Raw genomic sequence first — 13228 nt, 5'->3', positions numbered from 1 at the left:
GGGTAGAACTCCCCTGATGACCACGACCCTGCGGCCGACCGAGCCGCTTCAGCAGAACGCCGACGGGACGCGCTCACGCCGCTACCAGGTGTGCGTGAACAGCCGTCCCGTCGGGGCGATACACCTCGGCACGCATCCCGTGTTCGGCGACGCCGTGGCCCGGATCATGAAGCTGCGCATCGAGGAGCCGGACCGCAGGCGCGGCCGGGGGACGGTCGCCGCGCTCGCCGCCGAGGAGGTGGCGCGCGGCTGGGGGTGCCGCCGTATCGAGGCGACCGTGCCCGCCGACGCCGCCGCGGCGTTCCGGCTCGCCACCGCGCTCGGCTACGTGGTGCGCAACCGCGGCATGGAGAAGCAGCTCGGCGACACCCCGCCGGAGCTGCCGCAGGGCAGCCGTGCCCGGCCCATGACGGAGGCGGAGTTCGGCCCCTGGCTGGAGAAGAGCAAGGAGGACTACGCGCGGAGCTGGATCGAGCGGGGCGTTCCGGAGGCCGAGGCCCGCGCCAAGTCGGAGCGGGACAACGCCACCCTGCTGCCCGACGGCCTCGCGACCCCCGGCATGCTCGTCAGCGTCGTGGAACACGAGGGGACGGCGGTGGGCGCGCTGTGGCTCGCGGTGCGCGAGGACAGCGCCTTCGTCTTCGACGTCGAGACCTACGCCGCGCACCGCGGCAAGGGACACGGTCGCACCCTCATGCTGCTGGCCGAGGCACAGACGATCGTCGAGGGCAGGCGCACCATCGGCCTCAACGTCTTCGCCGGCAACACCCCGGCCGAGCGGCTCTACGCGTCCCTCGGCTACGAGACGAAGCTGTACGCGATGTACAAGCCGCTGTTGTAGCGGCCGGCCCGGCAGGGATCTGGCCAGGGTGCGGGCCTTCGGGGTCAGCCCTGCTCCTCCTGCTCCTGCCCGGCCAGCAGCCGGTCCGCGATCTGCTCGATCCGCTCGCGCAGCCCCTCCTGGCTCTTGCCTCCGTCGAGCCGCTCGCCGCCGATGACGTACGTCGGGGTGCCGGTCACGCCGATCGCCTTGCCCTCGGCCTGGTCGGCGTCCACGATCAGGATGTGCCGGCCGTCGATCAGGGCGGTGTCGAACTCCTCGGCGTCCAGGTCCAGTTCGCGGGCCAGCTCGACCAGGAAGGGTTCTCCCTTACGGCCCAGCTCCTCGACCCGCCCCAGGAGCGCCTCGGCGTACTCCCATCCCCGGCCCTGCTCCCACGCCTCCTCCGCGGCCTGGGCGGCTGCGAAGGCGTGCTTGTTCTTCTCCAGGGGGAAGTGCCGCAGCCGCAGCTCCAGACGGTGGCCGTAGCGGGCGCGCAGGGCACGGAGGTCGTCCAGCGCGGTGCGGCAGTCCGGGCACTGGAGGTCGCACCAGACCTCGACGACGGGGGCGGCGGCAGGGGCGGGGGAGGAGTCGCTCATACCGACATTCTCCCAGGCCCTGCACTCGCACCGGCACCTGCGGAGGAGGCGACCCGGAGATGTCCCTGATGTCGGGCCGGGGCATGGCCGCCCGGGGCACGGCGGGTGCAGGATGGAAGGGACGAAGTGCCCCTGCCCGACCGTGCCACGCCTGGAGGACCGGATGATTGCCGAGACCGTCTGCTCCGCCGTGTCCGCGGCAGGCCTGGGTATCGCGGCCATCACGGCGTACCGCAAGCGCTTCCTCGCGGCGGCCCGTATCGCGGCGTACTCGCTCGTGCCGATCGGGCTGGTGATGACGGGTGTGGTCGAGTGGCTGGCCGACACCGCGTTCAGCCTGACCGCCTGGGCGGGCTTCGGGGTGCTCGGTGTCGCGTGGCTGCTGTTCATGACCACGCGTGTCGTGGAGCGCCGCCGCGGCGGCACCCGCAAGGAGCGCAGGGCGGCCCGCGCGGCTGCCCAGCCGGATGCGGTCGCTCCTGCGTCCTCGACGCCCTCCCTGGGCCAGGGATCCCGCCCGGCCGCCCGGCCCGCGACGGCGGCCCGGGGCGACGACGACTTCAGCGACATCGAGGCCATCCTCAAGAAGCACGGCATATGACGGCCGCGCACCGGCCGAATCGTCACAGTGGGTCCGAGGATGCGCGGAAGTGATCACAACCTGAACCGGACCTCGCGGAATCGGCGCACACCCGCACGGAACGAGGCCGCTGATCGCGTCCAGCGCGGCGACTGCGTCATCATCGCCGCGAGATGCTGGACACGACGAATCAGAGCGACCCCACGCCGCCGCAGGACGAGCCACGTCCCCGGCAGGACGAGCCACGTGGTTGCCTCTTCGCCCTCTCCCAGCCACCGCTGATGATCTTCCTTGCGGTGATCGGGAGCCTGCTGCTCATGGCCTCGTTGCACGATCTGCTGTTGCTGTGAGCCGTACCCGCGGTACCCGGCGCCACCCGCCGGGACCGCGTCGGCATCGACGATCCGCCCGCCACCCGCCCCTGCGGTGGCGGTCAGCCCGCCGCCTCCTTGCGGCGCGCCCGATACGCGGCCACATGCAGGCGGTTCCCGCAGGTACGGCTGTCGCAGTACCGCCGCGAGCGGTTGCGGGACAGATCCACGAAGGCCCTCCGGCAGTCGGGCGCCTCGCACCGCCGCAGCCGCTCCTGCTCCCCGGCGACCACGAAGAAGGCCAGTGCCATCCCGCAGTCGGCGGCCAGGTGGTCGGCGACGGAGGCGCCGGGTGCGAAGTAGTGCACATGCCAGTCGTAGCCGTCGTGGTCCGTGAGCCGGGGGGTGGTGCCGGCGGCCGCGACCAGCTCGTTGATCAGCCCGGCGGCGGTCCGGGCGTCGGGGGCGGCGAAGACGGCGGCGAACCGCCCGCGGATCTTCCGCACCGCGGACAGGTCGAACTCCGAGAGCACTCCGACATCGCTGATCTCGTGGTTTCGTACGAAGTCCGCGAGTGTCGCCACGTCCGGCAGCCCGTCCGTCGCCGAGTCGTCCTCCGGTGCGGTGTTCACCAGATCGACCACGGTGTCGAGGGCGCACCGGGTGTCGTGGGTGATCAGCACGATTCGCTCCCTGGCCTGGGGGTCGGGCGGGCGCCCGCCGATGCTGGCCGATGGTAATGGCTCCACCACCGCCGGACCGCCCTCATGCCCGCACATGGCTTCGAATACAACGCCGTCGGGCAAGCCATGGTTCCCGCTCTCCCTCAGGGCCGCGGAAGGCCCCCCGCTGCGGGCTTCCGCCCGGCGTCACACGCGAGCCGAACGACGGCACACGCGAGCCGGCGCCGCCCCGCGTGATCCGCGGTGCCGGCGCCGGTGTATTCCGTATGCGGTTGTCCGGGCCCGAGCCGTCTCCCCGAGTCGACGGCGCCGGGCTGCTTTGTGAGGGCCTCGCCCTAGCTTTCCGCCAGGATGTGCGAGAGCTCCTGGTCGAGGTCGAAGTGCCGGTGCTCCGTGCCGGGCGGCACGGCGGCGTCGGTCCGCTTCAGGAAGGACTCCAGGGCCCGTGCCGGGGCCTCGAGCAGGGCCTCGCCCTCCGGTGAGCTCAGGGCGATGCACACGACGCCCTGGCCGTGGCTGCGCGACGGCCAGACGCGGACGTCGCCGGTGCCCGTAGGGCGGTGAAGTCCCTCGGCGAGGAGGTCGCGGGCGAACACCCACTCGACGGTCTCCTCGGCTCCGGTGTGGAAGGTGGCGTGCACGGCGTAGGGGTCGGCCGTGTCGTACCGCAGGCCTGCGGGGACAGGCAGGGAGGACTCGCTCGACACAACGAGGCGCAGGTGCAGCTCGCAGCTGACCGTGGTGTTCATAAGCGCCAGGGCCTTTCGCTCAGTGTGCGCTCGGGGATTCGCACGTCGGCGAAATCGACATGCCACCTACGGTGCCGTTGTAAACCCCTCTGAGTGTTTTGCGTGCCTTTACGTAACTCTTCCGGCCGAGAGATCGTTCGCGTCGTGCGTCCATTCCGGTGACTGGTTTCGCTCGGGTAGTGTTTGGCCGTATGAATACGGGGAGTGACGAGCCGGGCGAGGTGGCCGTGGCGCCGGACGAGACGAGGACGGGCGAAGTGCACAGCGAGCAGGAGCGAGGGCTCGGCTCGCGGGCACCGGAATTCATCAAGGCGCGCCGCCTGCTGCACGTGAGCTGGCAGGTCGGCGTCTTCATCATCGGGCTCGCGGTCGTCGTGACGGGCATCATCATGCTGCCCCTGCCGGGACCGGGCTGGGTCGTGATCTTCGGCGGCATGGCGATCTGGGCGACCGAGTTCGTGTGGGCCCAGCTCGTGCTCCGCTGGACCAAGCGGAAGGTCACGGAGGCCGCGCAGCGCGCCCTCGATCCCAAGGTGCGGCGCCGGAACATCATCCTGACGACCATCGGGCTGGTGATCGTGGCCGTACTGGTCGGTATCTACGTGTGGAAGTTCGGCATGGCCATGCCGTGGAAGATCAAGAACCAGTGACCCTCGGCGGGGGTGCCGGTGCCGGCCGGCGCTGGTCACAGGCACCCCCTGACATGGGGTAATGTTCTTCCTGCGTCCGGGCGATTAGCTCAGTGGGAGAGCGCTTCGTTCACACCGAAGAGGTCACTGGTTCGAACCCAGTATCGCCCACCCGGATCGGCGGCCCACCTGCGACTGCGCAGGTGGGCCGCCGTCGTTCTGCGCTCGTTCGGCCACCCCGCCGCGTCTCCCGCCCCGGCCGTCGAACGCCCCGCGTGCCGGTTTCCGTCAGTGCCGCTGACGGAAACCGGCCACCGTCCCCCCGGCCCCCCGGCCGCCCACCCCGGCGTCGTCTTTCGGTCGCTCCCGAAACCCGTGTGAGCGGCCCCACGCCGTTCGGCCCGCCGACCGCACCGGCCCCACCAGTGACGTCACCCCGGAGGGCCCGGCGCACCACCTCCACGTCCCGCCTCGCCTCAGGCCCGTTCGGTAAGAAAATCTTGTCCGAATCATTGACGCACCCTCAACCCCTCCGTAACTTGTGCCAGCAAGCGCTTACTTGAAACGATTCATGCGAGCGGGACGACGTGCGGGGAGGTCCAACCGTGGTGAACGGCAGGAATGTTGAGAGACGTACGATTCTGAAGGCGGCCGGGGCCACGGCGGCCACGCTGGGGCTGGCCGCGACCACCGCCTGCGGTGGCGACGGAGGGGCCTCCGCGGACGGGACGGTGACGATCCGTTACGCGTGGTGGGGAGCGGAGGACCGCGCCCAGCGCATCAACAAGACCATCGCGCTCTTCGAGAAGAAGTACCCGAAGATCAAGGTGAAAACGGACTTCCAGCAGTACCTCGACTTCTGGAAGAAGTTCAACACCCAGGCCTCCGGGGGCAATCCTCCGGATGTCTTCCAGAATGCCATTGGATTCCTGCGCAAATACGACGCGAAGAACGTGCTGCTCGATCTCAGCGAGCAGGTCAAGGCCGGCAACCTTCGGCTGGACGGATTCCGCGCCGGACTCGAGAAGTTCGGCGAGATCGACGGCAAGCTCCTCGGAGTTCCGGTCGGTTCCAACTCGATGGCTCTGGTCATCGACAAGCCCGTCTACACCCGGGCCGGCGTGAAGCCCGAGCAGGGCTGGACCTGGGACGACTACGACGCGGCGATGAAGAAGATCCGCGACAAGACGGGCCGCGCCGGCGACAGCGGCATGTACGGCACCATGTATCTCTACGACCTCTACCTGCGCCAGAACGGCAAGGCCTTCTTCACCGAGGACGGACTCGGCTTCACCGAGGCCGATCTGACGGACTGGTGGACCAAGGCCAAGAAGGGTGTCGAGGAAGGTCTCTTCTCCGACCCCAAGAAGGTCGTCCAGATCAAGCCCAAGTCGGCGCTCGCCGGGGAGCTCTCCGGCGGCGAGTTCACCTGGGACAACTTCACCGTCCGCTACACCGCCGAGGGCAAGAGCGAGTACGCCCTCGCTCCCATCCCGACCACGGACGGCAAGAAGACCGGCCAGTACCTCGGCTCCCTCATGCTGAGCGCCTCCAAGCGCACCCAGCACCCGAAGGAAGTCGCCCAGTTCATCGACTTCATGGTGCACGATCCCGAGGTCGCAAAGATCATGGGCTACGACCGGGGCGTGCCCGCGACGCAGGCCCAGTTCGACGCGTACAAGCCGACCGATCCGGTCAACAAGGCGATAGCCGCCTACGAGGAGTCCCTCGTCGAGGCGGGTGTCCTGGAGCCCATCACCCCGCACCCGAACGGCGCGGACATCTGTGAGTCCGCCTTCCTGCGCATCGCCGAGGAACTCGGCCTGGGCAAGCGGTCGGTGGACGACGCCGTCAAGCAGTTCTTCACCGAGTCGAAGACGGCTCTCGGCAGCTGATGGGAACCACCGTGACACACGCCCCTGCGATGGAGGGCCTGTCCCAGGACTCCGAGCCGCGGCACGGTCCGGTGAAGCCCGCGCGCCCCGCCGCCCTCAAGCGGCGGCGGCGCCGGGAGAACCTGGCCGGCTTTCTCTTCATGTCCCCCTGGATCGCCGGGTTCCTGCTGCTCACCGCGGGCCCGATGGTCGCCTCGCTCTACTTCGCGTTCACCGACTACAACCTGTTCGACGCCCCCAAGTGGATCGGCCTCGACAACTTCTCCGAGATGTTCGGCGATCCCCGCTGGCGCCACTCGGTGCAGGTGACGCTCTGGTACGTCGTCGTCGGAACGCCGCTCAAGCTGCTCGCGGCCCTCGGTGTGGCCCTGCTCCTCGCGCAGAAGCGGCGCGGACAGGCCTTCTACCGGGCCGCCTTCTACGCGCCGTCGCTGATCGGCGCCAGCGTCTCCATCGCGATCGTCTGGAAGGCGATCTTCTCGGACGACGCGATCGTGGACCGTACGCAGAAGATCTTCGGGATCGACGTCGGTGGCTGGACCGGCGACCCGGACATGATCATCTACAGCCTGGTGGCGCTCACCGTCTGGCAGTTCGGCGCGCCCATGGTCATCTTCCTGGCCGGCCTCAAGCAGGTCCCGCGCGAGCTGTACGAGGCGGCCGAGGTCGACGGCGCGGGCAAGCTGCGGCGGTTCTGGAACATCACGCTGCCGATGATCTCCCCGGTGCTCTTCTTCAACGTCCTGCTGGAGACGATCCACTCATTCCAGATCTTCAGCTCGGCGTACATCGTCGGCGGCGGCGCCGGAGGCAACGCCTGCGGTCCGGCCGACGGCTCGATGGTCTACACCTGCTACCTCTACGTCCAGGGCTTCGAGAACAGCCGGATGGGACTGGCCTCCGCCATGGCCTGGATGCTGCTCGTCGCGGTCGCCCTGGTGACGGCGGTGCTGTTCTGGTCCCAGAAGCGCTGGGTGCACTACGAGGAGGGCGCCCGATGAGCGCGCAGGCCACCGACGCCACCCCCCGAGCGGGCGGCCTCCGGCACAAACTGCCCGGATCCCTCGCCTGGCACATCGGGTCCCTGCTGATCCTCGCGGTGCTCCTCTACCCGGTGATCTGGGTCATCGGCGGCTCCCTCAAGAAGAGCGAGGACATCGTCGGCAGCCTGGACCTCCTGCCGGCCGACCCGATCCTCGACAACTACAAGAGCCTCGCCGACGGCATCGCCGACATCTCGATCTCCACCTTCTTCCTCAACTCGCTGTTCCTCGCGGTCGGTTCGGTCATCGGGATCGTGGTGTCCTGCTCGCTGACGGCGTACGCGTTCGCGAGGATCAGGTTCGCGGGCCGCAACCTGCTGTTCACGCTGATGATCGGCACCCTCCTGTTGCCGTACCACGTGCTGCTGATCCCGCAGTACGTGCTGTTCCGCAACATGGAGATGATCAACACGTACACCCCGCTGCTGCTGGGGAAGTACCTGGCGACGGAGGCGTTCTTCGTCTTCCTGATGGTCCAGTTCATGCGCAACATGCCCAAGGAACTCGACGAGGCGGCCCGCCTCGACGGCTGCGGGCACTTCCGCATCTACTGGTCGATCATGCTTCCGCTGTGCCGCCCGGCCCTGATCACCAGCGCGATCTTCACCTTCATCAACGCGTGGAACGACTTCATGGGCCCGCTGATCTACCTCAACGAGCCCGACAAGTACACGGTCTCTCTCGGCCTGAAGATGTTCGTCGACCAGGAAGGGCTGGCCAACTACGGCGGCATGATCGCCATGTCGCTGGTCGCCCTGCTGCCGGTTCTCGCCTTCTTCCTCGCCTTCCAGCGGTACCTGATCGACGGCATGGCGACGTCCGGTCTGAAGGGCTGAGGTGAGCCGGCCATGGCCCAGACGCGAGTGAAGGCACGGGGGGAGTCGGCTTTCGCCGAGCGGTTCGGGGTGTTCGCCGAGTGTCTGCTGACCGGCGTGTGGATCGCGGTGGCCTCGCTGGGGGTCGTCACGTATCCGGCGGCCTTCGCCGCGGGTGCGCGGCACCTGCGGCGCCGTACCGCGCACGAGGGCGGTGGCTGGCGGGAGTTCGTCGCCGACTTCCGTACGGCCGTACGCGGCGGGTGGCTCGCCGGGCTCGCCGGGTGGGCGGCGGTGGCCGCGGTCTGGGTGGACGTCCAGGCGGTCCGGGCGGGGATTCCCGGCGGGCCGCTGGTCGGGGCCGTCGGAGTGCTCGCGCTGATCGGCCTGGTCGTGGCGGGGTTGCGCGCGGCGGCGGTCTGGGAGCCGGGCGCCCGCTGGCGGAACCTGCTCGCGGCCGCCTGGCGCCGGACGGTCCTGGATCCCGCCGGGTCCTTCCTGATCATCGCCGGGCTGGCCGTGGTGGCCCTGTCCGCCTGGTTCGCCGCGCCGCTGGCGGTCCCCGTCCTCGGGGCCGTCGCGGCGGCGGCCGTCGCCGTGGAGGAGCGGTACCGGCACCGCTGACCGGCGGTCCCCCCTGCCGGGTCGGCGCCCCCGGGCGCCGCACTCCTCTCTGTCATGCCCCTGACCAGCGCACGGAATTGCTTCCCGCACGGACAAGGAAAGGCAGTATCTCTATGTCTCCCATCCCCCGCAGGAACCTCCTCAAGGCGGCCGCCGTCGCCGGAGCCGCCGCCCAGTTCAGCTGGGCACTGGGCACGCAGGACGCGCAGGCAGCGCCCAGAGCCGAGCCCGCCGACGCCGACCCGGTGACCCTCGACTGGCTGGAGGACGGCGGCCTCGGCGCGGCTCCCGGCTCCACCGTCGGCGTCCCCTGGCCGAAGGGCGCCTACCGGAAGGACCAGAGCTTCGCGCTGACGGACGCGAACGGCAAAGCCGTACCCGTGCAGTCGTGGCCGATCGCCTACTGGCCCGACGGCTCCCTCAAGTGGACCGCCCACGCGGTCGGTTCGGGCGACGGCAAGCTCACCCTCACCGCCGGGACGCCCGCCGCACCACAGAAGAAGGTCACCGTCGACAAGAGCGGCGGCACCATCGACATCTCCACCGGCGTCATCACCGCGAAGATCGGCAAGTCCGGCTCCACGATCGTCAAATCGGTCAGTCGTGGCTCCACGGAGATCGCCAGGAACGGCCGTCTCGTGCTGATCCGCCAGCCCGAGATCGAGGACGAGGACCAGGGCGCGGTCAAGACCGAGCGCTTCGACGGCGCCGTCGACAAGGTCACCGTCGAGCAGGAGGGCCCGGTCCGCGCGGTCGTCCGCGTCGACGGCAAGCACCGCAAGGGCGGCCGCAGCTGGCTGCCCTTCTCCATCAGGCTCTACTTCTACGCGGGCGCCGAGTCGTTCCGCATGGTCCACACCATCACCTACGACGGCAAGCAGGAGCCCGGGAAGGCGAGCGGCGACTTCATCCGCGGGCTCGGCGTGCGCTTCCAGGTGCCGATGCGGGACGCCGCGTACGACCGGCACATCCGTATCGGCGGCGAGGGCACCGGCCTGCTGCGTGAGGCCGTCAAGGGCATCACCGGCCTGCGGCGGGACCCGGGCGCGGCCGTTCAGGCGGCGCAGTACGAAGGGAAGAAGCTGCCCGACCCGGCCACCTGGGACCAGCGGGTCACCACCCGGCTCCAGTACATCCCCGAGTGGGGCGACTACACCCTCTCCCAGCTGTCCGCCGACGGCTTCACCCTGCGCAAGCGCACCAAGAAGGGCTACGGCTGGATCGCGGCGGGCGGCGGTCGGCGCGCCTCCGGCTTCGGGTACGTCGGCGGGGTGAGCGGCGGATTCTCCTTCGGCCTGCGCGACTTCTGGGAGAAGTTCCCCGCCCAGCTCGACATCCGGGACGCCCACACGGAGGAGGCCGAGGTCACCCTCTGGCTCTGGTCCCCCGAGGCGCAGCCCATGGACATGCGCTTCTATCACGACGGCATGGGCCAGGACACCTTCCCCGAGCAGATCGAGGGCCTCAACATCACCTACGAGGACTACGAGCCCGGGTTCGGCACCCCCTACGGCATCGCACGCACCTCCGAACTGCTCTTCTGGGCCAACGAGTCCACCCCGAGCGCCGAGCGGCTCGCCGAGCAGGTCGAGGCCGTCCGGGTGCTCCCGCAGCTCGCCGCCCCGCCCAAGCAGATGATCAAGGCGGGCGTCTTCGGCAAAGGCCTGTACGCCGAACCCGACCGTTCCACCCCCGCCAAGGCCAAGATCGAGGACCACCTCGACTTCCTCTTCACCTACTACAAGGACCAGGTGGAGATGCGCCGTTGGTACGGCTTCTGGGACTACGGCGACATCATGCACACCTACGACACCGTCCGGCACCAGTGGCGCTACGACGTCGGCGGCTACGCCTGGGACAACTCCGAGCTGTCGCCGGACCTGTGGCTCTGGTACGCGTACCTGAGAAGCGGCCGCGCCGACATCTTCCGCTTCGCCGAGGCCATGACGCGGCACACCGGGGAGGTAGACGTCTACCACCTGGGCAAGTGGGCGGGCCTCGGCACCCGGCACGGCGTGCAGCACTTCGCCGACAGCGCCAAGCAGCAGCGCATCGCCAACACCACGTACCGGCGCTACTACTACTTCCTCACGGCGGACGAACGCGTCGGCGACCTCATGCACGCCAACGTCGACTCCGACGAGACGTTCCTCGCCCTCGACCCGCTGCGCAAGATCCGCACCGAGCCGTACACGCCGGACCGGCACGCCCTGTCGATCGGCTTCGGCACCGACTGGAGCGGCCTGGTCTCGGCGTGGCTGACGGAGTGGGAGCGCAAGGGCCCCAAGTGGGAGAAGGCCCGCGCGCGTGTGCTGTCCACCATGGAGACCATCGCCGCCCAGCCCAACGGCTTCGTCCAGGGCAGCGGCCTGTACGACCTGGACACCGGCAAGTTCGCCGTCGCCGACAAGCCCAAGGTCGAGGTCTCGCACCTGTCGGCCGTCTTCGGCCTCAACGAGCTGTGCGCCGAGCTCATCGACCTCGTCGACGTGCCGAAGTTCAAGGAGGCGTACCTCGACTACTGCCGTTACTTCAACGCAACCAAGGCCGAACAGGCGGCCCGCTACGGCAGCAACTTCGGTTCGCTGATCCTCTTCCAGGGCCACTCGCGCCTCGACGCCTACGCCGCCGTCCAGACCGGCGACGAGAAGCTCGCCAAGCGCGCGTGGGACAAGTTCTACAACTCCGACGGCTACAAGGAGTCGGCGCCCTGGAAGACCGAGAAGCTCGGCGGCCCGCTCACGCTGGTGCCGGGCAGTGAGGCGCCCTGGGTGTCCACGAACGACACCTCGCTGTACGGCCTCGCCGCGATCGAGAACCTGGCGCTGCTCGGGGACAAGATGCCGTAGCGGGGGGACTGGGCCGGCGGATCCCGTGGCGAGGCATCGGGATCCGCTCGTCTAGTCGATGATCTGGTTGAAGAACAGGACGGCCGGGGCCACCACCCCGGCTCCGACGCTCACCGCGACCGGCCACACATTGCCGGCCAGCACCGCCAGAACAGTGGCACCTATGCCGACCAGTGCTGCCAGCAGGAAGACGATCGCGGCGCGCTGACTGAGGAGCGGTCCGTCCCGGTCGGGCCCTCGACGGTCGGCCTGTGCCACCTCGGTGCTCCTTACCCGACGCCGTGAGCGGGCTCGTGCGCCCGTTGCCGCAGGGGCGTGCCGTGGTCACCCAGGACGGGCACCGGCACGTCCCACGGGTCCTGCGCGGGGCGCAGGAGTTCGAAGTGGACACGGCCGTCACCGCTCGTCCGGACCCCGTGCACGGCGGGTTCGGGCAGGCTGTTGTAGTGGAACGGCGTCGAGAAGTAGTAGGCGCCGGTGTCCGGGACGGCGATGAGGTCGCCGGGTTCCAGGAGCGGCAACGCGCGGTCGCGCGCCAGCAGGTCCCCGGCGAAGCAGGCGGGGCCCGCGATGTCCTGGCGGACCGGTCCGCCCCGTTTGGCCCTCCCGCTTCCGTCATACGCCTCGATCCGCAGGGGCCAGGCGTCGGGATTGAACACGGTCCGGGTGGCCACCTGCACACCGGCGTGGGTGACCGCGATCGGCCGGCCGCCCATGTTCTTCGTGTACTCGACGTACGCGGCGGTGAACCCGTTCTTGGCGAGGACGGAACGCCCGAACTCGGTGACGATCTCGTACCTGCCGGAGAACAGCGCGGGCGCCTGGGCGCGCAACTGCCGGACGTACGTGGCGAAGGTGGGCGTGGTCTCGTCGTCGGCGAAGTTGACGGGCAGCCCGCCGCCGATGTCGATGCCGACGACCTGACGCCGTCCGAGGGAGGCGTTGACCTCCTCGGCGAACCCCACGGCCTGCGCGACGCCGTCGGCCATGAGGTCGAGCGGGCAGCCCTGCGAACCGGCATGCGTGTGCACCCAGGTCAGCCACGGGTGGTCGTGGTAGGCGCGCAGCAACCGCCGCCGGCTTCCCGGGTCGGCCAAAGGGACGCCGAACTTCGAGGTGCTCGTCGCCGTGCTCATCGCGGCGATGCTGCCGCCACCGAGCTGGGAGTTGACCCGCACCCCGATCCTCGACAGCGGGACGCGGTCGCCCAGGATCCGGTCGATCCTGGCCAGTTCCTGGTAGTTGTCCGCGTTGACGGTCACACCCAGGTCGAGGGCGCGCCGCAGTTCGGCCTCCGTCTTGGCCGGCGAGTCGAAGACGATCCGCTCGGGTGCGAATCCGGCGGCCAACGCGCGGGCCAGCTCACCCGCGGTGGCCACCTCGCAGCCCATGCCGAGCCGCCGCAGCTCCGCCAGCACCGGCACCAGGCAGTTGGCCTTGGCGGCGAACGCGTGCAGCACACGCGGCGAAGAGGGGAAGGCGCGGTGCAGGGAGCCGACCGTCGCGGCGACGCCGTCGAGGTCGACGAAGGCGGCCAGCTGGGCCCTCTCGGCGTCCAGCGGTCCCTGCCGCACCGCTTCCTGGAGGATCCGTTCGCGCCGCTCGGCGGCGGGGGTCGGTCCGGTCAT

General features: G+C 69.7%; 14 protein-coding genes and 1 tRNA gene. 10 read left to right on the top strand and 5 right to left on the bottom strand.

The genetic code is table 11. The annotated features are described in order from the left end of the window. The first annotated feature begins 16 nt into the window (after nt 1-16). A complete protein-coding gene (locus tag V8690_RS07230; RefSeq protein WP_338776614.1) occupies nt 17-841 on the top strand; it encodes a GNAT family N-acetyltransferase in 825 nt (274 codons plus the stop codon). 44 nt (nt 842-885) lie between these two features. On the opposite strand, the gene V8690_RS07225 is transcribed toward V8690_RS07230, so the two are convergent. After that, nucleotides 886-1422, bottom strand: coding sequence for a DsbA family protein (locus V8690_RS07225; protein WP_338776611.1), 537 nt, complete (start codon nt 1420-1422; stop codon nt 886-888). Nucleotides 1423-1585: 163 nt separating this feature from the next. On the opposite strand from V8690_RS07225, the gene V8690_RS07220 reads away from it, so the two are divergent. Together V8690_RS07220 and V8690_RS07215 are read left to right on the top strand one after the other, a co-directional pair. Then, complete coding sequence (locus tag V8690_RS07220) at nt 1586-2023, top strand: hypothetical protein (RefSeq protein WP_338776609.1); 438 nt, start codon at nt 1586-1588, stop codon at nt 2021-2023. Between the two features lie 152 nt (nt 2024-2175). After that, nucleotides 2176-2352, top strand: coding sequence for a hypothetical protein (locus V8690_RS07215; RefSeq protein WP_338776608.1), 177 nt, complete (start codon nt 2176-2178; stop codon nt 2350-2352). An 83-nt stretch (nt 2353-2435) separates the two neighbouring features. Here the strand turns inward: V8690_RS07215 and V8690_RS07210 are convergent, their stop codons facing one another. Together V8690_RS07210 and V8690_RS07205 are read right to left on the bottom strand one after the other, a co-directional pair. After that, on the bottom strand, nt 2436-2996 hold the full coding sequence (locus V8690_RS07210; RefSeq protein WP_338776607.1) for a CGNR zinc finger domain-containing protein: 561 nt from the start codon (nt 2994-2996) through the stop codon (nt 2436-2438). A 335-nt stretch (nt 2997-3331) separates the two neighbouring features. After that, a complete protein-coding gene (locus V8690_RS07205) occupies nt 3332-3745 on the bottom strand; it encodes an SsgA family sporulation/cell division regulator (RefSeq protein WP_004002642.1) in 414 nt (137 codons plus the stop codon). Between the two features lie 191 nt (nt 3746-3936). On the opposite strand from V8690_RS07205, the gene V8690_RS07200 reads away from it, so the two are divergent. From V8690_RS07200 to V8690_RS07170, 7 genes are all read left to right on the top strand, one after another. Beyond that, nucleotides 3937-4395, top strand: coding sequence for a TIGR02611 family protein (locus V8690_RS07200; protein WP_338776606.1), 459 nt, complete (start codon nt 3937-3939; stop codon nt 4393-4395). 78 nt (nt 4396-4473) lie between these two features. After that, a tRNA-Val gene (locus V8690_RS07195) sits at nt 4474-4545 on the top strand. Between the two features lie 434 nt (nt 4546-4979). Then, the gene (locus V8690_RS07190) at nt 4980-6269 is read left to right on the top strand and encodes an extracellular solute-binding protein (protein ID WP_338776604.1); all 1290 of its coding nucleotides are present in this window, start codon (nt 4980-4982) and stop codon (nt 6267-6269) included. Further along, complete coding sequence (locus V8690_RS07185) at nt 6269-7270, top strand: sugar ABC transporter permease (protein ID WP_338776602.1); 1002 nt, start codon at nt 6269-6271, stop codon at nt 7268-7270. The genes V8690_RS07190 and V8690_RS07185 overlap by 1 nt, the downstream gene beginning before the upstream one ends. Further along, nucleotides 7267-8148 (top strand): carbohydrate ABC transporter permease, encoded by an 882-nt coding sequence (locus V8690_RS07180; protein WP_338776600.1) that lies wholly within the window; start codon nt 7267-7269, stop codon nt 8146-8148. The genes V8690_RS07185 and V8690_RS07180 overlap by 4 nt, the downstream gene beginning before the upstream one ends. Nucleotides 8149-8160: 12 nt before the next feature. Then, a complete protein-coding gene (locus V8690_RS07175; RefSeq protein ID WP_338776599.1) occupies nt 8161-8751 on the top strand; it encodes a hypothetical protein in 591 nt (196 codons plus the stop codon). A gap of 113 nt (nt 8752-8864) precedes the next feature. Further along, nucleotides 8865-11600, top strand: a complete 2736-nt coding sequence (locus tag V8690_RS07170; protein WP_338776597.1) for a Tat pathway signal sequence domain protein — start codon at nt 8865-8867, stop codon at nt 11598-11600. A gap of 51 nt (nt 11601-11651) precedes the next feature. Here the strand turns inward: V8690_RS07170 and V8690_RS07165 are convergent, their stop codons facing one another. Next, nucleotides 11652-11858 (bottom strand): hypothetical protein, encoded by a 207-nt coding sequence (locus tag V8690_RS07165; protein ID WP_338776595.1) that lies wholly within the window; start codon nt 11856-11858, stop codon nt 11652-11654. 11 nt (nt 11859-11869) lie between these two features. Beyond that, complete coding sequence (locus V8690_RS07160) at nt 11870-13228, bottom strand: diaminopimelate decarboxylase (protein WP_338776594.1); 1359 nt, start codon at nt 13226-13228, stop codon at nt 11870-11872.

The organism is Streptomyces sp. DG1A-41 (assembly GCF_037055355.1).
Lineage (GTDB): Bacteria > Actinomycetota > Actinomycetes > Streptomycetales > Streptomycetaceae > Streptomyces.
Note: the sequence above shows the minus strand (reverse complement) of the source record. Positions and strands in the feature narration are given on the sequence as shown.

What these genes read in the sequence shown, in the direction of transcription:
- V8690_RS07215 (WP_338776608.1), top strand. Translation starts at nt 2,176, where the DNA reads ATGCTGGACACGACGAATCAGAGCGACCCCACGCCGCCGCAGGACGAG.
- V8690_RS07180 (WP_338776600.1), top strand. Translation starts at nt 7,267, where the DNA reads ATGAGCGCGCAGGCCACCGACGCCACCCCCCGAGCGGGCGGCCTCCGG.
- V8690_RS07175 (WP_338776599.1), top strand. Translation starts at nt 8,161, where the DNA reads ATGGCCCAGACGCGAGTGAAGGCACGGGGGGAGTCGGCTTTCGCCGAG.
- V8690_RS07225 (WP_338776611.1), bottom strand. Translation starts at nt 1,422, where the DNA reads ATGAGCGACTCCTCCCCCGCCCCTGCCGCCGCCCCCGTCGTCGAGGTC.
- V8690_RS07160 (WP_338776594.1), bottom strand. Translation starts at nt 13,228, where the DNA reads ATGACCGGACCGACCCCCGCCGCCGAGCGGCGCGAACGGATCCTCCAG.
- V8690_RS07170 (WP_338776597.1), top strand. Translation starts at nt 8,865, where the DNA reads ATGTCTCCCATCCCCCGCAGGAACCTCCTCAAGGCGGCCGCCGTCGCC.
- V8690_RS07220 (WP_338776609.1), top strand. Translation starts at nt 1,586, where the DNA reads ATGATTGCCGAGACCGTCTGCTCCGCCGTGTCCGCGGCAGGCCTGGGT.
- V8690_RS07200 (WP_338776606.1), top strand. Translation starts at nt 3,937, where the DNA reads ATGAATACGGGGAGTGACGAGCCGGGCGAGGTGGCCGTGGCGCCGGAC.
- V8690_RS07205 (WP_004002642.1), bottom strand. Translation starts at nt 3,745, where the DNA reads ATGAACACCACGGTCAGCTGCGAGCTGCACCTGCGCCTCGTTGTGTCG.
- V8690_RS07230 (WP_338776614.1), top strand. Translation starts at nt 17, where the DNA reads ATGACCACGACCCTGCGGCCGACCGAGCCGCTTCAGCAGAACGCCGAC.
- V8690_RS07185 (WP_338776602.1), top strand. Translation starts at nt 6,269, where the DNA reads ATGGGAACCACCGTGACACACGCCCCTGCGATGGAGGGCCTGTCCCAG.